This is a genomic window from Nocardia nepalensis (assembly GCF_048910785.1).
Lineage (GTDB): Bacteria > Actinomycetota > Actinomycetes > Mycobacteriales > Mycobacteriaceae > Nocardia > Nocardia nepalensis.
In genome coordinates this window covers 35028-57329 of record NZ_JBKBET010000040.1, presented here as the reverse complement: position 1 = coordinate 57329, position 22302 = coordinate 35028, and the positions used below count along the sequence as shown (strand labels likewise).

Annotated in this window: 18 protein-coding genes and 1 tRNA gene; 4 read left to right on the top strand and 15 right to left on the bottom strand. The window is 65.7% G+C overall.

Translation table 11 applies throughout. The features are described from left to right. Positions 1 to 828 (top strand): enoyl-CoA hydratase, encoded by an 828-nt coding sequence (locus ACHQ4I_RS37650; protein ID WP_420776697.1) that lies wholly within the window; start codon positions 1 to 3, stop codon positions 826 to 828. A gap of 83 nt (positions 829 to 911) precedes the next feature. Here the strand turns inward: ACHQ4I_RS37650 and ACHQ4I_RS37645 are convergent, their stop codons facing one another. The 3 genes from ACHQ4I_RS37645 to ACHQ4I_RS37635 all read right to left on the bottom strand — a co-directional run bounded on the left by ACHQ4I_RS37645 (position 912) and on the right by ACHQ4I_RS37635 (position 3628). Beyond that, complete coding sequence (locus ACHQ4I_RS37645) at positions 912 to 1730, bottom strand: DUF6159 family protein (RefSeq protein WP_420776696.1); 819 nt, start codon at positions 1728 to 1730, stop codon at positions 912 to 914. Positions 1731 to 1892: 162 nt separating this feature from the next. Beyond that, positions 1893 to 2960, bottom strand: a complete 1068-nt coding sequence (locus tag ACHQ4I_RS37640; protein ID WP_420776695.1) for an Hsp70 family protein — start codon at positions 2958 to 2960, stop codon at positions 1893 to 1895. A gap of 119 nt (positions 2961 to 3079) precedes the next feature. Beyond that, positions 3080 to 3628, bottom strand: a complete 549-nt coding sequence (locus tag ACHQ4I_RS37635; protein WP_420776694.1) for a MarR family winged helix-turn-helix transcriptional regulator — start codon at positions 3626 to 3628, stop codon at positions 3080 to 3082. A 254-nt stretch (positions 3629 to 3882) separates the two neighbouring features. Between ACHQ4I_RS37635 and ACHQ4I_RS37630 the strand changes: the two genes are divergently transcribed. Further along, positions 3883 to 3957, top strand: a tRNA-Cys gene (locus tag ACHQ4I_RS37630). 66 nt (positions 3958 to 4023) lie between these two features. Here the strand turns inward: ACHQ4I_RS37630 and ACHQ4I_RS37625 are convergent. The 7 genes from ACHQ4I_RS37625 to ACHQ4I_RS37595 all read right to left on the bottom strand — a co-directional run bounded on the left by ACHQ4I_RS37625 (position 4024) and on the right by ACHQ4I_RS37595 (position 11391). Beyond that, positions 4024 to 5073, bottom strand: a complete 1050-nt coding sequence (locus ACHQ4I_RS37625; protein WP_420776693.1) for an ABC transporter ATP-binding protein — start codon at positions 5071 to 5073, stop codon at positions 4024 to 4026. Further along, on the bottom strand, positions 5070 to 6623 hold the full coding sequence (locus ACHQ4I_RS37620; protein WP_420776692.1) for an ABC transporter permease: 1554 nt from the start codon (positions 6621 to 6623) through the stop codon (positions 5070 to 5072). The genes ACHQ4I_RS37625 and ACHQ4I_RS37620 overlap by 4 nt, the downstream gene beginning before the upstream one ends. A 2-nt stretch (positions 6624 to 6625) precedes the next feature. Further along, a complete protein-coding gene (locus ACHQ4I_RS37615; protein WP_420776691.1) occupies positions 6626 to 7645 on the bottom strand; it encodes an iron ABC transporter substrate-binding protein in 1020 nt (339 codons plus the stop codon). Positions 7646 to 7771: 126 nt separating this feature from the next. Further along, positions 7772 to 9178, bottom strand: coding sequence for a metallophosphoesterase (locus ACHQ4I_RS37610; protein ID WP_420776690.1), 1407 nt, complete (start codon positions 9176 to 9178; stop codon positions 7772 to 7774). 14 nt (positions 9179 to 9192) lie between these two features. After that, entirely contained in the window at positions 9193 to 9876 is a 684-nt protein-coding gene (locus tag ACHQ4I_RS37605) for an Rv0361 family membrane protein (protein ID WP_420776689.1), read from the bottom strand. 91 nt (positions 9877 to 9967) lie between these two features. Beyond that, a complete protein-coding gene (locus ACHQ4I_RS37600; RefSeq protein ID WP_420776688.1) occupies positions 9968 to 10753 on the bottom strand; it encodes a glycosyltransferase family 2 protein in 786 nt (261 codons plus the stop codon). Then, entirely contained in the window at positions 10750 to 11391 is a 642-nt protein-coding gene (locus ACHQ4I_RS37595) for a UTRA domain-containing protein (RefSeq protein WP_420776687.1), read from the bottom strand. The genes ACHQ4I_RS37600 and ACHQ4I_RS37595 overlap by 4 nt, the downstream gene beginning before the upstream one ends. Positions 11392 to 11745: 354 nt before the next feature. On the opposite strand from ACHQ4I_RS37595, the gene helR reads away from it, so the two are divergent. Continuing rightward, the gene (helR, locus tag ACHQ4I_RS37590; protein WP_420776686.1) at positions 11746 to 13977 is read left to right on the top strand and encodes an RNA polymerase recycling motor ATPase HelR; all 2232 of its coding nucleotides are present in this window, start codon (positions 11746 to 11748) and stop codon (positions 13975 to 13977) included. Positions 13978 to 14064: 87 nt separating this feature from the next. After that, positions 14065 to 15141 (top strand): pentapeptide repeat-containing protein, encoded by a 1077-nt coding sequence (locus ACHQ4I_RS37585; RefSeq protein ID WP_420776685.1) that lies wholly within the window; start codon positions 14065 to 14067, stop codon positions 15139 to 15141. Positions 15142 to 15717: 576 nt separating this feature from the next. Here ACHQ4I_RS37585 and ACHQ4I_RS37580 read toward each other — a convergent pair. From ACHQ4I_RS37580 to ACHQ4I_RS37560, 5 genes are read right to left on the bottom strand one after another with little or no spacing between them, the layout of a single operon-like run. Then, positions 15718 to 17505 (bottom strand): AMP-dependent synthetase/ligase, encoded by a 1788-nt coding sequence (locus ACHQ4I_RS37580; RefSeq protein ID WP_420776684.1) that lies wholly within the window; start codon positions 17503 to 17505, stop codon positions 15718 to 15720. Positions 17506 to 17532: 27 nt separating this feature from the next. After that, positions 17533 to 18465, bottom strand: a complete 933-nt coding sequence (locus tag ACHQ4I_RS37575; RefSeq protein WP_420776683.1) for an oxygenase MpaB family protein — start codon at positions 18463 to 18465, stop codon at positions 17533 to 17535. Further along, positions 18462 to 19883 carry a cytochrome P450 gene (locus ACHQ4I_RS37570; protein ID WP_420776682.1) on the bottom strand — a complete coding sequence of 474 codons (1422 nt, stop codon included), beginning with the start codon at positions 19881 to 19883 and terminating at the stop codon, positions 18462 to 18464. Before ACHQ4I_RS37570 ends, ACHQ4I_RS37575 begins: the two co-directional genes overlap by 4 nt. Next, positions 19880 to 20740, bottom strand: a complete 861-nt coding sequence (locus tag ACHQ4I_RS37565) for an SDR family oxidoreductase (protein WP_420776681.1) — start codon at positions 20738 to 20740, stop codon at positions 19880 to 19882. The genes ACHQ4I_RS37570 and ACHQ4I_RS37565 overlap by 4 nt, the downstream gene beginning before the upstream one ends. Positions 20741 to 20766: 26 nt before the next feature. Then, positions 20767 to 22302 (bottom strand): aldehyde dehydrogenase family protein, encoded by a 1536-nt coding sequence (locus tag ACHQ4I_RS37560; protein ID WP_420776680.1) that lies wholly within the window; start codon positions 22300 to 22302, stop codon positions 20767 to 20769.

Here is a 22302-nt window from a genome sequence, read left to right as displayed (position 1 = left end):
ATGCAAGCATCGCAAAGCGATTCCGTGGGGGGTGGCGGTCGGGCGACGGGAGGGCCCGACTTCGAGACGATTCTGCTGGAGCGCAAGGGCCGGGTCGGCTGGATCACGCTGAACCGCCCGAAGGCGCTGAACGCGCTGAATGCGCAGGTCCTCGACGATGTCATCGCCGCGCTCGACGAACTCGAGCACGACGACGCGATCGGCGCCATCGTCATCACCGGTTCGGAGCGGGCCTTCGCGGCCGGTGCCGACATCAAGGAGATGCAGCCCAAGTCGTACATGGACATGTTCATGAACGACTACTTCGCCCGCTGGGACCGGCTGGCGCAGTTCCGCAAGCCGACCATCGCCGCCGTCGCCGGATACGCCCTCGGCGGTGGCTGTGAGCTGGCCATGATCTGCGACATCCTGCTCGCCGCCGATAACGCCAAATTCGGCCAGCCGGAGATCCAGCTCGGCGTCATCCCCGGCATCGGCGGCTCGCAGCGCCTGACCCGCGCCATCGGCAAGGCCAAGGCCATGGATCTGGTGCTCACCGGCCGCAATATGGACGCCGAGGAGGCCGAGCGCGCCGGACTCGTCTCCCGCATCGTCCCCGCCGCCGAACTGCTCGACACCGCACTCGAGGTCGCCGAAACCATCGCGTCGATGTCGCTGCCAGTCACCATGATCGCCAAGGAGGCGGTGAACCGCTCCTTCGAAACCACCCTTTCCGAGGGCCTGCGCTTCGAACGTCGAGTCTTCCACTCGCTCTTCGCAATCGAGGATCAGAAGGAAGGCATGAGCGCCTTCGTGGAGAAGCGTCCGGCGAAGTTCACCAACCGCTGACACCCTCCAGCACTGAGGTATACGAGCAAGCGCTGTGCCCGGCCGAGTGGATCTCGGTCGGGCACAGTTGTTTTCGGTTGATGTCAGCGCCGCTTGCGGAACGACTGCGACAGATCCGCCGTAGCGAAGGCGACCGGGGCGGTGCCATCGACGGTGTATCGGTACAGCGCCGTCTGGTAGATGCCGGACAGCGCGGATACGACAACTGCGGTCACGATGAGCCACGCAATGCCGAGCGCGGCCACCGCCAGCCCGGCCCCAGCGCCCGTGGCGAACATCGCGAACCCCACGAACATCACCAGAATGCCCGGCAGCGCGAACAGCACGGAGAACAGTCCGAGCCCGGCATTGCCGACCAAATTCTCCCCCCAGGTCCGCTTCAACGCCGTCGACGAATCCTTTACCGCGGCGACAACATTACGATCCTCCAGCACAATCTTCGGCAGCACCAGAAAAGTGATCACCTCCCATGCGGTCCCGGCAATCGCGGCCAGAATCACCCCGAGAAACGGAACCCGATCCTGCAGCCACCGCAATGCCTGCGACACCGTCGCCGAAATCGCGGCCCACAGCAGAATCTGCGGCGACCGCGCGCCCGCCGCCCGGAGCCCGTCCGCGACGCTGGGATCCCCACCCTGCAACGCGACATTCGCCTGCGAGATCAATGCCGCATTGAAGAAAATCGTGACGAACGCCGAGACCAGATACATCAGCCCGAACAAAACATAGGTAGTCGTCGACGACTTGTCCCAGGAATGACTGGTAAAGATCGGCACCAGGAACGTGACGGCCACCACAATGCTCGCCACCGCCGACAGCGCCGGAAAAACCGCCAACTCCTTACGCGACTTGAGCACCGCAGCCGACGTCTCGAGCATCTGCCACGAGGTTGCGAACGCCATTCATACCTCCAAGATCACTTGACCGATTGCGTCCACAATTCATCAAGCGCCCTAACAATGGCTTGCAGACTCCTTAAAGCGGCACCCCCGACGGCCGACGTCCGAGCCGCCGAATTTCGCGACTTTCCGAAACATCCTTCGGCTCCGACCAGGGCAGACGGCTCAGTTGTGCGGTCTCGCCGGGATTCCTGCGATCTCGACGGGAGTCGGCGAGTTACCACCATCCGGCGGCTGAGCGGTGGTGTGGTCCATGGCCAGCAGGCCAGCGATTGTTGCGCCCAATGCGACCGTAACCGCGACGGCGGCAATGAGTTTGCGGCGGTCGCTGGTGTTCGGCATAAATGAACCCCTCAGCGCTCCGCTGCGCAGGCGCGCCATGCGCACATCGCCGGTGCGGCGTTCGGCGGCGAGTAGCACCGCGCCGCGGGCCGAGACGCACTCCGGCTCGGAGTCGTAAATGACCGGGAGTTCGATCATTTCGGCCAGTTCTTCGCGGATGCTCGGGTTGCGGGTGCAGCCGCCGAGCAGGACCAGCGCTTCCGGCTGGACGCCGGTTTCCTCGATCGTTTGGCGGACGAACGAGGCCGAATGGTGGATGCCAGCGGCGCACAGTTCGGCGAGGTCGCTGCGGGTGACCACCGCGCGCCCGCCGGAGCTGGCGTCCATGGCGGTGATCACCCGGGCGCTGCTGAGTTCTTCGCGGTGCTTACGGCTGGTGAGCTTGTCGGTGAGCACTCCGCCGCGGGCGAGCTGCCAGCGCAGCAGTGCGTCGTAGCCGTCGCCGCCGAGTACCGTGCTGCGCTTGCTGGACAGGATGGCGTCGGTGCGGCAGTCGGCGTGGGTGATGGTCAGACCGGAACTGCCCAGGTCGTAGAGGATTACCGAGCCGCTGGTGGGCAGGCGACCGGTGAAGCGCAGATAGCGCAGCTGGGCCAGCGGTTCGTCGACGATGGTGAGCCGGGTGCGGCCAGCGGTGGCGCGGATGGCGTCGGCGTGCAGCGGGCAGCGACAGGTCACGGCGGTTGCGGTGATCAGTTCGTCGCGCCGGTCGGCGGCCGCGCGCATCTGACGGATCGCCTCGAAGACCGGTTCCTCGACCCCACCACCCGCCCGACGCGGCACCTGGCATCGATCAATCGGGGGGAGATGCGGCTGATCGGAATGCGTCAGCATCGCCCGAGCACCACCAGCGCCCGCCGATACCCCCAGGACCAGCACCATGGTTTCCATGGTGGACCCTTTCGGGTCTGCTGCCAAGACGACGGGGCGGGCAATTCGCTAGTTGGATGCCAGACCGTTACCGGGAGGTGGTCCGAGCCCTGTAAAGACCGACCGGTTCGGATGATTCGCTACTGCTCGTGCGCCGACCAGCGGGCCGGTTCGCCACCGGTGTCGAAGTCGCCTGCCGCATGCCGAAACTCGGCGAGCAACTGCAACAAAGTGTGCAGCCGATCCGGCGGAAGTCCGGGGACGGCGAAGACTTTCGCGTTGAGTTCTTCGGTTGCCTGCGCAACCAATTCCCTTCCGGCATTGGTGATTTCGATAAGAGTGGCCCGTCGATCGCTGGGGTGTGGCACGCGCTCGACGAGCTTCGCGGCCTCGAGCCGATCGACGGTATTCGTCACGCTGGTCGGGTGCACCTGCAGGCGCGCGCTGGCCTTCGCCATGGGTAGCCCACCCGTCTTACTGAAAGATAGCAACATGAGAAGTTCATATCGGGAGAAGGTCAGACCGGTGGGTTTGAGAGCCTCGTCCACCCGCGCCATCACGATTTGCTGGGCCCGCACCAACGACGTCACCGCCGCCATTCCGTCGGCGACATCGCCCCAGCCGTGCCCGACCCACTGACGGTGGGCCTCCTCGATCGGATCCAATGGGAGTGGGCGTGGCCGTGACATGGTTTCGATCATTGCATGCTCGCTCGCCTCTCCGGATCTTCAACCGACCGGTGCGTGCCACGAAAGTCGCATTGCGGACCGGCGGTCCAGTGCCTGGCCGAGGTTTGGGCGTACCCGATGAGTTACCCATGTCCCTTTGAAATCAGTTGTTGCGATCTGTCGAACCGGCAGTGCGATGGTTCGATCATCGGTTCGGATCACAGTGAGTGCAACCGTGGGCAATTCGATGGGGCGACGGCAATATTCATGGCGAGGCGGGCGTGGCTGAGTGGTTGAGGCAACGGTCTGCAAAGCCGTTTACGCGGGTTCAATTCCCGCCGCTCGCTCCAAGGCGGGGTGCGCCACATGGGTGCCCGGCTCGGTGATACGCCACCACCGAGCCGGGTGTCCGTGGTTCAGGCCCCTTCGAAGGCCACGGCGGTGCCGAGCACCTCCAGATGGACACGCTGACCCGCGGTCGGCGCGGCGACACTGGCCCGGCGCACACGGACCGGATCGGTGTCCCCGTCGAGTGCGATGGTCAGCATCACATCCGCCCCGCGGAATTCCACATCGCACACGATTCCACTGCTCGGCTCGCCATCCGAAACCACATGCGCCACAAGCTGTTCCGGCCGGATCATGATCGTCGCCGGCCCGGATGACGCGGACTTCTGCACCGGAATCCGGCCGAGCGCGCACTTGGCCGCATCACCGTCGACCACCGCGTCGAGCAACACACAATCACCCAGGAACTTGGCGGTGAACAGGTCGGCGGGCGCCGCGTAAACCTCTTCCGGAGCGCCGACCTGGGTGAACACACCCTGGCGCATAACCGCGACCTGCTCGGCGAAGCACAGCGCTTCCTCCTGGTCATGGGTGACCAAAATGCTGGTCATACCCGCCGCGCGCAGCGTCTCGGCCACGGCCTGCCTGGTGGTGGCGCGCAGTCCGGCGTCGAGTGCGCTGAACGGCTCATCGAGCAGCATGACGTCGGGTTTGCGGGCCAGGGCGCGGGCGAGGGCGACGCGCTGCTGCTGGCCGCCGGAGAGTTGATGGGGGCGACGGTCGGCGTAGGACGGATCGAGCGAAACCATCTCCAGCAGTTCGTTCACCCGATTCTTGCCACGGCGCAGACCGCAGAATCCACTGCGCAGGCCATAGGCGATGTTCTGGCCGACGGTCAGATGCGGGAAAAGCGCACCGTCCTGCGCGACGTAACCGACATTCCGCCGCTGCGGCGGCACCGAAAAGCGGTCGCGGGTCACGGTTTCCGCGCCGATGGCGACCGAACCCGCGTCCGGGGCCTCGAATCCGGCGATCACCCGCAGCAGGGTGGTCTTACCGCAACCCGACGAGCCGACCACCGCGGTCGAACTCCCGTCGGGCACTTCCAGACTGATTCCGCCCAGCACTTGGTTATGGCCGAACGTCTTCGAAACGTCGTCCACGACAAGCCGACTCATAACCCAGCCGCCTTCCTGGATTGGGTGAACAGCAGATAGGTCACCGGCACCGCGGCGACGATCATGATAAGTGCGTAGGGCGCGGCCGCGGCGTAATCCAATTCGCCCGACAGCGACCAGAATCGCATCGCTAGTGTGCGAGTTCCGCTGGGCGCCAACAGCAATGTCGCGGTCAACTCGGTCGCAACGGCCACGAAGACCAGTGCCCCCGCCGCGGCCGCGGCCGGAGCGGTCAGCCGCAGTGTGACGCGCAGGAAGGTGGCCGGACCGGACTGTCCGAGCGAGCGCGACACCTCCTCCAGCCCGACCGGCACCTGCGCCAGTCCGGCGCGCACACTGACCAGCGCCCGCGGCAGGAACATCAGCACGTACGCGGCGACGACCATGGATACCGTCTGATAGAGCGGCGGCGCCCACCGAATCGTGACGGTCACCATCGCCAATGCGATCACGATGCCGGGCAGCGAGCTCGTGATGTAGTTGGCGCCCTCCACAATTCGGGCGAATGCCGATGTGGAGCGCACCGCGATCCAGGCCACCGGGAACGCGCACAGCGTGGTGAGCGCCGCGGCCAGCGCCGCGAGTCCGATGGTCTGTCCGAGCGCCGTGCCGATCTCGGAGAGATCCCAGACCTGTGCACCGCCGATGCGCAGCCAGCGCACGATGGTCCACAGCGGCACCCCGATCGAGCCGGCGACAACAGCCGCCAAAACAAGCAGCACCGGAATCGTGCTCGGCCCCAACGCAACCCGAGCCGCGGCACGCGGTGCACCGCTGCCGATCCTGGCGTAGCGCGCCTTACCACGCGCCCCCGCCTCGCCGGCGAGCAGCACCAGACAGCACAGCACCAGCACACCCGCCAACATGCTGCCCGCCGGACCGGCGAAGCTGGATTGGTACTGCTCGAAGATCGCGGTGGTGAAGGTGTCGAAGCGGATCATCACGAACGCGCCGTATTCGGCGAGCAGATGCAGCGAGATGAGCAACCCGCCGCCGAGGATGGCCAATCGCAACTGCGGCAATACGATTCGGGTGAACACCGCGACTGGACCGGAGCCCAGTGCCCGCGCCGATTCCTCCACCGCCGGGTCGAGGCGGCGCAGCGTGGCCGCCGCGGGCAGGTACACCAGCGGGAAATACGACATCGTGGAAATCACCACACCGGCCCACAGCCCGTGCATGGTCGGGAAGACGCTGATCCAGCCGTAGCTGTTCACGAACGCGGGCACGGCCAGCGGCGCCGCGAAGACCGGCCCCCACCACGGCGCGCCCGGCACATTCGTCCGCTCGACAACCCAGGCCAGCCCGACGCCGAGCACCACACAGATGGGCACGGTGACGAACACCAGCCCGGCCGTATTGCGCAGCAGGTCACCGACTCTCGGGCGGAACACCAGGTCGGCCGCCTCGTGCAGGCCGGTCGAGAAGACGGTGGACACGATGTAGCCGAGCGGCACGAACGTCGCCGCCACCAGTAGCAGCGCGACGGTCGTGACGAGGGGCCCCGGTCTCCCGACCCGGGGTGCGGCGACAGCGGTCCGAACGGCCATGACTAGAGCAGACCCGCCTCGGTCATGAGTGCCGTCACCTTTTTGGCGTCGAGCTTGCTCGGGTCGACTGCGGGTGCCTGCAGCGAGGCCAGCGGCGGCAGCGCCGGATTGGCCGCGACCTCACTGGCGACCGGGTACTCCAACGAGTTGCCGTCGCGCAGGATCTCCTGTCCGGCCTTGGCGGTGATGAACGCCAGGAACTTCTGCGCCGACTCCTGCTTCTTGCTCGACTTCAGCACGCCGCCACCGGAAACCGAGACGAAGGCGCCCGGATCCTGGTTCTTGAAGTAGTGCAGTCCGGTGTTGTTGCTGCTCTCCTTGGTGTTGGCCTGGTCGCGGTACCAGTAGTAGTGGTAGATCACACCGCCGTCGGGCTGGCCGGAGTTGACCGCCTTCATGGTGGCGACATTGTTCGGGAACGCGGTGGCGTTGTCCTTCATGCCCTTGAGCCAGGCCTTGGTGGCGTCCTCGCCCTCGAGCGCGAGCAGACCCGCGACGATGGCCTGGAAGTCGGCGCCGGAAACGCCGGCGCCCCAGCGGCCCTTCCACTGCGGCTGCGCCAGATCGAGCAGCGATGCGGGCAGCTGATCGGCCGCGACCTTATCCTTGTTGTAGACGAAAACCGTTGAGCGGGCGGCGATTCCGGTCCACTTGCCGGTGGATGGACGGAACTGCGCTGGCACCTGGTCCAGGGTCTTGTTGTCCACGTCGGCGAACAGTCCGGCATTCTCGACCAGCGCCATGGCGGGGGAGTTCTCGGTGAGGAAGACATCGGCCGGGGAGGCGGCGCCCTCGGCGACCAGCTGGTTGCCCAGCGCGGTGTCACCGCCCTGGCGCAGCGTGACCTTGATGCCGGTCTCCTTGGTGAACGCCGCCACCCACTCCTTGGTGAGGGATTCGTGCTGGGCGTTGTAGACGGTGATCTCGTTCTTGTCGTCCGAGGAATTCGAGCAGGCCGCCACGCCGAGCGCCGTGACGGCGACGGCCAGCGCTGCGGAAATCGATTTCCATCTGATCGACATGTTCGAGTCCTTCCGACACGTGCAAGGTTTCACTTCATATGATGAGGCTTACCTAAGCAAGATACCGCGTCCGACGTGCGCGGATGGTATCGGTACGGCCGCGGCCGCGGTGAATTTCCGCGCGGGTCAGGTCAGACCCGAGAAGTCCCGCAGCACAACGTGATTGCGGTCGGCGAAGGTGCCGAGCGTGTAATCCGGCAGCAGCCCGAAGTATTCGCCTCGGGTCGTCGCACTCCAGCGGCGCGCGGCCGCGGTGCGGGTTTTGTAGAAGTTGATCATGTAACCGCCCTCGTACAGCCGCAGCAGGCTATAGCCGCCCGGATACTCCTTGACCGCCGCCACTTCCAGGAATTCGACCGCGCAGCCGGTATCCGGACGGGTGCGACGGTTGCGGTGGGTATGGCCGCTGTGCTGCAGAAATACTCCGGGTGCGCGTTCGTATAGCGTCTGTAGTTCGAGGCTGTCGGGACGATTGAGGACGAAACGCGGCCCGGCGGTATTGGTCGAACCGGATTCGGCGGTCACCGGGTGGTGGCCGAATACCAGCGTCGGGCGATCCGGATCTGTGCGAAGCAGTTCGCCGAGCCGGTCGAATTGCGGGCGTTCGATGCTGCCGCCCGAACCGTCGAGCTCGCTGGTGTCCAGGCCGAGTAGCCGCAGGCCGCCCACCTCGTGCTCGATCAGTTGCTGCCCGGGATTGAACTTGTCGGCCCAGCAGTCGTGATGACCCGCGGACGCTGCGCGGCAGCCCTGATATTCCGATCCGGCGTGTGGTCGGTCGTGGTTGCCGCGCACGACCAAGTAGTCGCGGCCCTGCGCGCCCCAGGTGTCCAGGTGCGTGCGGACCGCGCGCGATTCCTCCGGTCGTGCTTCGGCGGTGAGATCGCCCGCGATGAGCAGTGTGTCGGCGCCGCGGTCGGGGCGGCGCAGATCATCGAGCAGTGCGGCCAGCATCACTTCCGGATAGGGCGGCAGGTCGGTTTCCTGCCGGAAGCCCGGCGGCAGGTTGTTGACGATGAGACCGCTGACCTGTTCGCCGTAGTGCACGTCGTTGGCGAGGGCGAGGGTGCGCAGCGGGCGGCCCGGCGGCGGTGTCAGGGTGGTGAATTCGCCGGTGGTTTCCGGACTTCCGGGGGTGAGGGTGGTCAGCGAGAGGGCCGGCGCGGCCCGGGCGCCGTTCGACCAGGCCTCGAATCGGTAGCTGCGACCCGGTTCGAGGCCGTCGATTTCGGCGTAGTGGAACGGGGTGCGCTCGTCCTCGGCGTAGACCGTCGCCGGAGCCATTGGCGAGTCCGCCGGACCCAGGCGCACCTCGGCATCGGTATCGACCGGCAGCAGTCGTCCGCTCGGATCCGGGGCCACCGTCGTCCAGGTGAGAATCACCGATCGATCGGTGACCGTCACGACCTCCAGATCGGTCGCCAAGAGCGGATTCGGTTGGGCCCGAACCGAACCCGGGGCCGCGAGTACGGTCATCGCGGCCAGTCCGATGGCGCTGAGGAAGGTCCGACGCGACGGTCCGCAGCAGCTCATTCGACGAGATTACGTCAGTTCTTACCCGACTCCGCCGAACAGACCTTCCACTTCCCGTCTTCCTTGCGCAGGTGCTCGGTGGTGCCGGTGTCGGTATCGGGGGTCTCGCCGGGAATCGTCAGCGTGAGTTTGCCGGTGATCTTGGCAGTGGCCCGGTCGCCGGTGACGACGATGTCGGCGATCTTGTCGATCTTGACCTCGACCTTGGCGGAATCGAATTCCTTCTTCTGCTCTTCGGTCAGTGTGTCGAACTCCGCGCGATCGGCCGCGCACGCCTTGGCCGCCGCGGCGGCGAAACCATGTGATCCGAGTGTGTCGTAGAAGTCGTGGATCGCCACCTCGATCTTCTTCTCGTCCGAGGCGAGCGGCGTCTTTCCCTGCACGGTGAGCACCACGCCCGCGGCCACCGCACCCGCGATCACCAGCACCAACACCAACAGCCCGACGATCAGCCCCGTCCTGCGCTTCTTCGGCGGCTGATAGCCCTGGTAACCCGGCGGATATCCGCCCGGACCACCCTGCGGCTGATACCCCTGTGGCGGCTGATACCCCGGTGGCGGCGGATAGCCCTGCCCACCGGGCGGCGGATAGCCCCCTTGCTGCGGATAGCCCTGCCCACCCTGCTGCGGATACGGCTGCCCATAACCCGGCTGCTGCGGCTCTCCGTATGGTGGCTGCCCGCCCGGCGGATATGTCATCGTCGCGTCCTCCCATCAACCCCGGCTTATCTGGAAGATTACGGCAACGTGCGCCACCGCGGCCGCAACAACGATCGGGATCCCCACTGAGCTAGGACATCTGCTCCAATGGCCGTCGGTCCGGGAGCGGTGTCAGCCGGAATTCCGTTGTCGAGCGCAGGATGTCGGCCCGTTCTGCGATCAGCCCCATTCGGGCGGCGATCTCCCTGGCCTCGGTGTGGTCGGGATGGGCGGTGACCTGTCCGGTCCACTTTCGGTACAGGAGGCCGGGTTCCGCCGAGAACCACCCGTCGCTGAGCGCATCGGCGGCGAGGAGCAGGCCGGTGTCCTCCGAGGCCGGCAGCGCCATCCATCCGCCCACCGCCAAGAGCAGGTCCCGTCGTATACAGAGACTCGCGGGATGGACCTGAGCGCGATAGTTGTGCTCGCGCCAGTGTTTCAGGACGGCGCCGGAGGGGATTCGTCCATCCGCCGGGTCGGATTCGAATCCCACGGTGGAACCGTCCGGAAGCAGGTCGAGGACACACGATGTGGTCCAGCCGACGCCGGTCTGCTGGAGCGCGGCGATGTCGCGTGCGAGCGTGCCGGGCGTCAGCTGGTCGTCGGCGTCGAGAACCTTCACCACGGTTCCGGTGGACCGGCCGAGGGCAAGGGATCGGCAGACGCCGGGACCGCCACGTCGACCGAATCCCGGTTTGATGCGCGGATCCGGTGGGAGTAATGGCGCGACGTCGCCGGTTGTCCCGTCTTCTTGGACGATCCACTCCCACTGCCAGCCGGGCGGAAGTTCTTGCGACACAAGGGAATTCCATGCGGCTGTGAGGTATTCGCCGACCGGGCGGTAAGCGGGGGTGATGACAGAGATGAGTTGCGTCATGGCCTGTCCCATCGGCTGAGCTGAGTTTCGAATACGAGTTCGGTGCGGTCACCGGGTAGCACGACGTCGGAGAACTCGACGGTACGTCCTCTCGTATCGATCATCTGCTTGCGGACCACCAAGACCGCGACATCGGACGGTATGTCGAGCTCCTCCATCTCGGTCGCGTTCGGTAGATGCGCGGTTATGGACTCCACAACGCGATCTATCTCGATATTCACGGTCCGCAGCTGATGCTGGGTGCCGCCGGGCCACGGTTCCTCACCGGCATCGAGCAGCCGCGGGTTCGCCGCCACCACGTCGTAGACCAGATACGACGTGCTGATGCTGACCGCGGCGCCTGCGGCCTTGAGCTGGGTTCGATAGTCGCGGCGCAGAATGCGCGTTCCGATCGGCACATCGAAGACGGCGGCAACGCCGGTATCCGCTTCGATTGTTTGGTAGTGGGCGAAGAATTCCAGATCGTCGATGGTCAGTCCGGTGTCGTGTTCGGTTGCGCCGGTTGACCTTCGGACTGCTTCCGAGAGGAGCGCGCGGTCCTTCTCCCACTGATGACGTTCGGCGGCACGTCGAATCCGCCCTCCCGTCCCGATCCGGTGGCGAATATCGTCGGCGATTCGCTCGTACTTCGCAGCCATTGTGGCTCCTCGAAGGTGTCGTTGACGCCCACTACCACCATGCACCCCCGGAAGGTGCCAGTGGTGGTGATTTCCAAGAGCCGTACGCGCCGCCGCTTCACGTGGAGGTTATCCAGCAATAGCGGACGAAAAAAGGAAAGGAGTAGCAACTCCCTTCCATTTTCAACATATATCGCACCCGGGGGCTTGCGGCAAGACCCCGGCAGTGCCGCAGAATCGCTGGCCGAAGCCAGAACCTGCGGAGACGGGAGTCACGACATGCGAGGCCGCGACGCGGCTGCTCGACGCGGTCAGTCGAGAAACAGTGTCCGCGTGCACCACGCGGGACCGTCGAGCCAGGAAAAGGAGGGGTTTGTGCCGACTCAGGGGTATGAAGACGAATTGCGGTCCGAGCGGAGCTACGTCGCCGGGCTCTACACGCGGCTCGATGCCGAGCGCGCGCGAGTGCGGGGGAGGTACACCGCGGCGTTGCGGGGAACCGGCGGGACGCCCATGGAACGAGATGTCGAGGTGCGCGCGCTGGCCAAGGAGGCCAAGCGGCTGGACGTGGCCGACAACGGGCTGTGTTTCGGCCGGTTGGACACCCTTTCGGGCGAACATTCCTACATCGGCCGAATCGGCATCTTCGACGAGGACAACGAGTACGAACCGCTGTTGCTCGATTGGCGAGCGCCTGCGTCGCGCGCGTTCTACATCGCCACCGCCGCGACGCCGGAGAACATGCGTCGGCGCCGGCAGTTCCACACGCGCGGGCGTCGAGTGGTCGATTTCACCGACGAGGTGCTCGGCCGCCCCGGCGGTGGCGAGCGCGGGGACGCGGCCCTGCTCGCGGCGGTCAACGCGCCGCGCGGTGACGGGATGCGCGACATCGTGGCGACGATCCAGGCCGAACAGGACCGGATCATCCGGCTCGAGCACACGGGGGTGCTGGTGATCGAGGGTGGCCCGGGCACCGGGAAGACCGTGGTTGCGCTGCACCGCGTCGCGTACCTGCTCTACACCCAGCGGGAGCGGATGGAACGCCACGGTGTGCTCGTGGTCGGGCCGAACCCGGCGTTCCTCAACCACATCGGCCGCGTGCTGCCGTCGCTGGGCGAGACCAACGTGGTGTTCATGACCACCGGCGACCTGCTGCCCGGTCTGCGCGTCACCGCCGAGGACACCCCGGACGCCGCGCGGCTCAAGGGCTCGCTGAAGATCCTGGACGTGCTCGCGGCGGCGATCGCCGATCGGCAGCGGGTACCGGAGTATCCGGTACCGATCGAACTGAAGGACGTCACGGTGCGGATCGACACCGAGACCGCGGAGTGGGCGAGGGAGGAGGCACTGGCGAGCGGACTGCCGCACAACGAGGCTCGCACGGTGTTCAGCGAGGTCGTCACCTACGTGCTCACCGAACGGGCGATAGCCCGGATCGGCCGGGGCTGGCTGACCAGGAAGGACCGCGAAGCCTGGGAGAACCTGCGGACGGATCTGCTCGCCGAACTCGCCGACAACGACCAGTTCACCGTCGCGCTCGACGAACTCTGGCCGATACTGACGCCGGAAACGCTACTGGCACAGCTGTATTCGTCCCCGGAACGGTTGCGCGCGGCTGGTGCCGACCAGTCCCTGTGGCGTGCCGATGGCGAGGCATGGACGGTGTCGGACGTGCCACTGCTCGATGAACTGGTCGACCTGCTGGGCCGCGACAAGGCCGCCGACGAGGCCGCCGCGCGTGCCGCCGAGCGGGAGCGCAAGGCCGAGGCCGAGTACGCCGCCGGCGTGTTCGACACTCTCATCGAGCGCGAGGACCTGAACGACGATATCGGCCTGCTCGCCCAGGACATGCTCTACGCCGAGGACCTCGCCGAACGCTTCCTCGAGCGCGACACCCGGGAACTCGTCGAACGCGCTGCCGCGGACCGGGATTGGACCTACCGGCACATCGTGGTCGACGAGGCTCAGGAACTGTCCGAAATGGACTGGCGGGTGCTCATGCGGCGCTGCCCGGGTCGATCCTTCACGGTGGTGGGCGATCTCGCCCAGCGCCGGTCGGTGGCCGGAGCGACATCGTGGGACACGATATTCGAGCCTTATGTGCCCGGTCGCTGGGTCTACCGGTCGCTTTCGGTGAACTACCGCACCCCGGCGGAGATCATGACCGTCGCCGCCGCGCTGCTCGCCGAGTTCGCACCCGGGGTCCAGCCGCCGGAGTCCGTCCGCGCGTGCGGTGTCCAGCCGTGGTCCAAGCGGGTAGCGGAGGACGAACTGTCCACTGCCATCGAGGAATTCGTACAAGACGAAGCCGGTCGTGAAGGCACCTGCGTGGTGATCGGGCCACCGGGCGTACCGGGCACGGTGACGGCATCGGAGACCAAGGGCCTGGAGTTCGACGCCGTCCTGGTCGTGGAACCGGAACGAATCCTCGCCGACGGTCCGCGCGGCGCGGCCGAACTCTATGTCGCCCTCACCCGCGCCACCCAACGCCTCGGCGTCCTGCACCAGGGTCCATTGCCACAGGCGCTGACCGGGCTCGCCGAAACCGGCACACCCGCCCCCACCGGGAATCAACGAAACACGCATATTGGTCCGACAGCGGATTAGTCCATTCTTTGCCGTAGCCGGTTGGATTTCGCACGGTGTGTGGCGGGCTCATTGTGCCGCGATCACAAGCCGCCGATAATCATCTGAATGAGGAGGGCACGCGAGTCGACCCCGGATCAAGGCGGTGAGCGACGCGGCAGGATCCCCTGGCGCGGGATCGGGCTGTTTCTCGTAATTCTTGTCGTCGTTGTCGCTCTTATCGGGGGAATCATCTTCTTTTTCAGGTATCAACAATCCTGGAAGGACCTCACCCCAGGCCAAGCGACCCTGTTGGCGAGTTTCGGTGCGATTATCGCGGGTTCCCTCGCACTGTGCGGTGCGTGGGTCACCCGGCGGGGAGCGGAAAGGAACACTCGGGATCAGATATCCGCGGACATGTCCCGCCTCACCAAGCAACTCGGTGAGCAGGCCACGCAGCTCGAGGCGCAGCTCGACGCAGCGAAGAAGAGCACCCAGGATCAGATATCCGCGGACAAGGATCGCCTCGCCGAGCAGCTCGAAGCGCAGGCCGAGCACCTCGAGCTGCAACTCGCCGAGCAGGGAAAGCAGCTATCGGAGACGCGCAAGCTGGAAACCGCTCGCGACTTGCGGACTCGATATACGACCGTCGCCGAACAGTTGGCCCACCACGCTACGGCCGTCCGCCTCGCGGGTGTCTATGCATTGGCCGCGCTCGCGGACGACTGGCACGCCTTCGGCAACGATAGCGAGCGCCAGGTTTGTATCGATCTACTCTGCGCCTATCTCCGGGACCTGCGAACCGAAACCGACGACGACCGCAAAGTTCGCTCAGCGCTCGTGAAAACTATTCACCTGCATACCATGTACTCCTCCGACAACGAACTGCCCGAAAACGGTTGGTCCAAATGCAAGTTGGACCTCAGCGGCGCAGACCTACGTAGAGTCCGCCTGGAAAAGACGGTTCTATTCGACCCGAATCTGGACGATTGCAATCTGACCGGTGCCGTGTTGGTCGGCGTCAAGCTCTCCCACGCGCACATGCGGCGAGTCGATCTTCGAGGCGCGATGCTCAACTTCGCCCACCTCCGTCAAGTTGATTTGACCGACGCAATTATCGACGAGCGAACCGATCTCACGGGAATCCAATACGAGGAGACACGGTGGCCCGACACGTTCGAGCCGCCACCGAGCAACCAGCCGTGACCTTCCCGGCGCGGCGACCATGGCCCGCCGACAGGGCGGACCACAAGGCACTACGAAACGAGCAATGGCTCACGCTCTTCGTGAGCATGAGCCATCCGCGAGTGAAGTGCGCCCGAAGGTGTTCGGACCCATGTCCAATCTTTGCCGGGGGCGAAGCCCTCCGGCCAGACTCGGGGGTCCGGGGGCGAAGCCCTCCGGGTGGGGGTGTGGGGGTTGCACCCCCACAAGACACTACGAAACGAGCAATGGCTCACGCTCTTCCTGAGCATGAGCCATCCGCGAGTGGAGTGCCCTCGGCAGGACACGCAAAACATGGGCAACTGGGAGACGCCTGGTCATCGTGGGTACGTACCCCGTCTGAGGGATCGCGATGCCCTGCGGCCGCTGGTCAATCGGCCCCAACTTTATGGCGCCCGGGGCTGGGCATGTCGAACATGAGAACGGGAACGACCTGCGGTTTTCGGCGGGCGGCTGGTTATCGAAGCGGATGACCAGCTGTAGCGACGGGTGGTGCCTGTTGTTCGGCTGGATTCGGCCGGTACGACCAATACCACTGACGCGCCCGTCATCTCCTCTTCATCGTGGGCCTCCGGAATAGAGTTCCTCGATGGCGGCGGCGTAGTGGTTGTCGATTGGTTTGCGCCGTAATTTCATTGTGGGAGTGAGCAACTCGCTACCCGGTTCCCAGAAGTCGGGGACGATCACGAACTTCTTGATCTGCTCGATGCGCGACAGCTCGCTGTTGGCCTGCTCGATCGCGGATGCGACGATCGCGTTGATTTCGGCGTCCTCGGCCAGAACGACGGGATCGTGTGCAAGACCGTGTTTTTCAGCGAACGGCATTGTTGCATCGATATCCAGGCAGATGAGCGCGACGTTGTATTTGCGGTTGTCGCCGATCGCGACCGCTTGGCCGATGAGTGGTGAGTGGGCCTTGATCCGGTTCTCGATATTCGATGGCGACATGTTCTTGCCTCCCGCGTTGATGATCAGCTCTTTCTTGCGGTCGATGATGCGCAGGTAGCCGTCGGCGTCGAGGACGCCGATATCGCCGCTGTGCACCCAGCCTTCGGCGTCGATCGTGTCGGCGGTCTGCGCCGGTTTGCCGAGGTACCCCTTCATGACGATGGGACCGCGGACCAGCACCTCACCGTCTTCGGCGAGACGCAGTCGCGCGCCGGGTACCACTACGCCGACCGTGCCCAGCCGGACTTGTCCCGGTGGGCTCATGGTGGCCATGCCCGACAGCTCGGACATGCCCCAGGCGTCCGAGACCGGGATACCGACGCCGTTGAAGAACCGCAGGACCTCCGACGAGATCGGTGCGGCACCGGAGACGGCCATGCGGACGTCGGCCAGGCCCAACGCTTTTCGAATTTTCGCGAGGATCAGTGTGTCGGCAAGAAGTCGTTGTGTCTCCAGGGTCACCGAGACCGGCCGACCGTCCAGCCGCGCGTCGGAGGCTTCACGGCCGACCCGCACGGCCCAGCGCGCGAGCGCGCCCCGCATGCCCGTCACGTCTTCGAGCCGCTGTTCGATAGCTGCCTTCAGTTTCTGCCAGACCTGCGGGACCGCGCCGAAGAACGTCGGACGGGTGTCGAGCAGTGCGGCGGCGAAGTCCTTGTGATCGGACACCGTGGTGACTTGATTACCGACCACCATCAGCGTGTACAGCGCCGACCAGCGGTCGGCCACATGCGCCGAAGGCAGGAAGGAGATGACACGTTCCTCGTCGCTGGGTTCGATGAGCTGTTCGGTGGCATCGATCATCGCGAGCATATTGGCGTGGGTGAGCTGCACGCCCTTCGGCGCGCCGGTGGTACCGGAGGTGTAGATCAGGGTGAGCACGTCATCGGGTTGCACAGCGCGCCAGACTGATTCGAAATCGAACGCCGGATCACCCTGGGCCGCGACCTGATTCAGGTGCACACAGCCGGTGGGTGCGCTGTCCACGCACACCACGCGACGAGCCTCGTCACCGTCGAGCGCGGTGATCACCCCGGCGACGAATTGCGCTTCGCAGACCACGAGCACCGCGCCGGAATCCTCGAGCAGATATTTGATCTGCTCGGGCGCGGAGGTGTTGTAGATGGAAAACGGTGCGGCACCGAGATGTTGCAGCGCGACGTCGACGGGATAGAACTCGGGCCGGTTGGTCATCATCAGGGCGACCGTGTCCCCGCGCCGCACCTCCAGTGCGGCGAAACCGGCTGCGAGGCGTCGGACCTGTTCACCCCACTCCTGGAAGGTAAGGGTCACATCGTCGCCGACGGTGCGTACCGCGACCTTGTCGGGATTGCGCCGCACGGTGTCCTGGAATGCCGCGCACAGGGTGGGCGCGGTGGAGGCGTAGGTAACCGCCATCGCCGAAACTCCTTCGGTTCGGGAAGATCAGTTGTGCAGTGCGCGTGGGTCGACGCCGGTGTGCTTCCAGCCGTCGACTGCCCACGGCGCGTACAGCAGCCGAATCGGCAGCCGATTCAGCGCCGGATTCATGGCGCGGATGGCCGCCGCGATGCGTTGAAACCTGCGTTCCCGTCTGTCATTCCAAGGCAGCCCGCACGCGGCGCGGGTCTGCGGTGGCAGGGTGCCGACGATCATGGTGCGGGTGTAGCCGTTGATCGGAGCGGACAGCAGTTTCCACGCCGGTCGCGGGATGCGCGGTGGCCCGGGGATGCCCTTGCGGATGTAGCCGGTGCCGTATCGGACCATAGGATTGGCGGCCATGAGGTCGAGCATGTCGTCCCAGTACCGGAGGAATTCGTCGTAGGTCTGGGGCTGATTGCGGCAACTCACGCCATAGAGCCGGTACCACTGCTGTCCCTCGTCGAAGATCCGAGCCTTCTCCTCATAGGACAGGCGACGTATGAAAGTGTCGGTGTTGTAGAGGATTTGGTCGATGAAGGTGGCGTGCGCCCAGTAGAACAGCTCAGGGTTGAGCGCGTGGTAGCGCGAGCCGTCGGGCATGGTGCCCTTGATCGGTTTGTGGAAGTCGCGGACGGTGCGGCCCCAGTCGTGCGGGTCGGGGCCGTAGACGGTCCGCAGCACCGGCACCGCGGTGCGTTTGGCGCGGCCGAGAAAGTCGCCGAATATGACCGAGTGGTCCGAGACCGCTTGGGCGAGTTGGGCAATGGAGTTCTCGGTGGAGGCCAGGCGCTGGAATCCGAACAATTGCACGCGGACATCGCCGTAGAACTTCCAGATCAGCGAGTCGGCACCCAGCGGTGGGGCGGCGGTGTGCGCGTCGTCGGTCACTGGCAGGGGGCGCGCCTCGGCGACCTGCTGGTCGAAGGCGTGCCCACGCTGCGATCGAGGTGCGGTCATGCCGTCACGATCCGACGAGGGGTGAGGCGAATCGGCACGCCGTCGGCTGGGTACGGGCCGGTGTTGTAGCCCATGGACGGTTCATAGCCCTCGGGCACACTCCAGCTGAACCGCAACAGCATCTGATGCAGGATGGCTTTGACTTCCATTCCGCCGAAATACATTCCGATGCATTTGTGTGCTCCGGCGCCGAACGGGGCGAAGGTGGTGCGGTGGTTGCGGTCCTCGCGGCGCGGTTCGGCGAAGCGCTCCGGATCGAAAGTGTCCGGGTTCCGCCACCACGGTTCCATCCGATGCGAGGCGGCCACCGCGACACCGACCAGGGTGCCTGCGGGAATGTAGTGGCCGAGAAGCTCTGTGTCGCGGATTGTTTCGCGGGCCAGTGTGCCGACCGGTGAGCACATCCGCAGTGATTCCTTCATCACCAGGTCGAGCACGGTGAGCCGGTCCAGGTCCTCGAATGCGAGCGCGGACTTGCCCAGGGCTTGGCTTTCCGCGCGCGCTTTGTCCTGCCACTGCGGGTGTTTGGCGAGGAAGTAGGTCATCATCGCCAGGGTGGTGGAGGAGGTGTCGTGGGCGGCCATCATCAGGAAGATCATGTGATTGACCACGTCGTCGTCGCTGAACTTGGCCCCGGTCTCGTCCTGGGCCTGGCACAGCACGCTGAAGATCTCGTTGCCCGGCGCGGCGCGTTTGGCGGCCACGTGCTGTCGGAAGTAGCGTTCCAGCACCGCGCGGCCCTGCAGACCGGCATGCCAGCGCCCACCCGGTATGTCGGCGCGCACCATCGCCAGCCCGCCTTCGACGGTCGCGGTGAATGCCCGGTGCAGGGTGGCCGCCTCCGACCCGAGTTCGGCGCCCATGAACACCGAGGTCGCGATATCGAGGGCGAGCTGCTTTCCGCTGCGGTACATGGGGAAATCGCTGCCCGGCCGCCAACTGTCGAGCGCCCGTTCGATGGCCGGATTCATCTCCTCGAGGTAGCCGATCAGGCGGGGCCGGGTGAATGCCTGCTGCATGATGCGGCGGTGGTACATGTGCTCGTCGGAATCCATCAGGATGATGCCGCGATGGAAGAACGGGCCGAGGAAGCGACTCCAACCCGCATTCGCGAATGCCTTGTCCCGGTTGGCCAGTACCTCACCGATTGCCTCCTGCCCGACGGCAAGCACCAACCGGGTACCGAAGGCGTTGGTCCAGTGCACCGGCCCGTAGCGGCGGTAGAGCACCCGCTGCAATCCGAGCTGGTCATCGAAGACGTTGAGCGAATAGCCGAGTACGGGCAGGCCACCGTCGCCCCGGACCGGGGCAAGGCCGCTGTCCTGGGGCGGCGTGGCCAACTCGCGCTCGGTGACCGGCAGGTGCAAGGTGGCGGCACAAACTGCCTCGGTGACGCGTTTGGTCAGCGCGGTGATCATGCGTCGCCCACCTGCCCGGCGATACGGCGCAGGTAATCGGCGCGGTCGGTGCTCTTGTTGGCCTCCGAGCTTCGGCTGTTGGCACCGGCCAGCTTTCGGCCCGCTTCCAGCAGCGAACTCGGCAGCAGGTTCGCGGTGTCCACGGCCGCGCCGAGCCAGCGCGGCACGACGATCTCCGCGCGCCGGGTGCGGACCGAATCCAGGATGGCCGCCGCGATATCGGCCGGTTCGACGGTCACCGCGCCGGGCATGGCGACACCCGCACCGAGTTCGGTGCGCACCAGGCTCGGCAGCACGGTGCTGACGCTGACACCATATTCGGCGACCTCGTCGCGCACCGAGGCGCTGAGCCCGACCACGGCATGCTTGGTGCCGCTGTACACCGCCGCGCCGGGGGTCGGCATCTTCCCGGCCAGGGACGCGACATTGACGACATGCCCGTAGCCGCGGCCGATCATGCCAGGCAGCACGGCGCGCATACCGGTGATCGGGCCGAGGAAGTTCACATTGATCTGGGTGGTGGAGGCGTTGTCCGGTTCCTCGAGGAAGCTTCCCAGCGGCATGATGCCGGCATTGTTGACCAGCACATCGATCGGCCCGAGTGCAGCCTCGGTGTCGGAGATGAACGCGCGGAAGGACTCTCGCGAGGCCACATCGAGACCGAAGGCGCGGCACCGCGAACCGATGTCGGTGGCCGTGCGCTCAGCGAGCTTCTCGTCGAGATCGCCGATCGCGACCTTCGCACCGTGGGCGGCGAACAGTTCGGCGGTGGCGCGGCCGATACCGCGCGCCCCACCGGTGATGGCGACAGTTGCTCCGGCGATGCGGATCTCGGGATAACGGGTGAACAGGGACATCGTTGTTCCGTTCTGGGTAGGGGAATTCAGGAAATGCCGAGGCGGCCGAGACCGCGCCCGTGGACGAATCGGGCCGCGCCGCGGAAGATGCGCCAGCGGGTGGGGGTGTAGGGGAACCAATTGGGTTCGCTGTCCATGGCTGGGAGCCAGCTGGACGAAACCACCTTGGTGCGAGTGAATTTCAGCAGACCGTACTCCGAGGCGCGCGAGCCGATACCGGAGTTCTTCCACCCACCCTGCGGCACTTCCGCACACGTCATGTTGGCCAGGAAGTCGTTGATATTCACCGCGCCGACCTCGAGTCGGGCCGCGATGCGTTCGCCCGCTTTGGTGTCGGCAGCGAACACTGTTGCACTGAGCCCGAATTCGGAGTCGTTGGCCAGGCGCACTGCTTCGTCGGCGTCGGCGACGCGCACGATCGGCAGCACCGGGCCGAAGGTTTCCTCGCGCATGACGGTCATCGAATGATCGACGTCGACCAGCACCGTCGGCGCGTACCAGGTGCCCGGCCGGTCCAGCCGCTGGCCGCCGGTCAGCACCTTCGCGCCCTTGTCGATCGCATCCTGAACCTGCGCGTCGACAATGTCGATCTGGGGTGCGGAGGTCAGCGCACCCACATCGCTGTGCTCATCGACGCCGGAGCGCAGCGACTTCACCTTGGACACAACACGTTCGACGAACTCGTCGTAAACGCCGGCTTCGACGTAGACCCGCTCGAAGCCCATGCAGACCTGACCGTTGTTGGCGAAGCCGCCGTAGATGGCGCAATTGGCGGCCCGTTCGAGATTCGCACCCGCGAGCACCAGGCACGGATCCTTGCCGCCGAGCTCCAGGCTCACCGGCGTGACCGATTCGGCCGCACGCTGGGCGACCTTCTTTCCCGTGGCCACCGACCCGGTGAACTGCACGAAATCGACGGCATCGACGAGCGCCGCGCCAGTCTCGCCCCCGCCGAGCAGCACTTCCACCACCGGCGGCGCACCGATCTCCTGCCAGCCGCGCACCAGTTCACGCACGGCGAGCGGAGTCACCTCCGACGGCTTGAGCAGCACCGCGGACCCGGCGAACAGCGCCGGGATAGCGTCACCGAAAGTGAGCAGCAACGGGAAGTTCCAGGCACCGATCACCCCGACCAGCGGGAACGCGGAGCGGTTGACCGTGAATCGCTTCCCCAGCACCAGCGGTGATGTGCCGCGAACCTGCTTGGGCGACAACAGTTTCGGTGCGACGCGGGCGTAGTAGTCGATCACCTCGACCATCAGGATGGTCTCGAGCAGCGGCTCGTTGCGGACCTTGCCGCCTTCTTCTTGGCTGATCTCGATGAGGCGGTGCTCATTGTCGAGCAGCCACTGCCGCATGCGCAGCAGCCATTTCGCGCGGGCCTTGACGCCGATGCGTTCCCACTCGACCTGCGCCTCGCGCAATCGCGCGGCGATGTCGGCGACCTGGGGCGCGGTGTGGATCGCGACGTCTTCGAGGTGGCTGCCGTCGGCGGGACGGCGGACGTGGATGAGCCCGGTCTCAGTGTCGAGGAGAGGGCGAGACTTGGTGGGAGCAGCCAT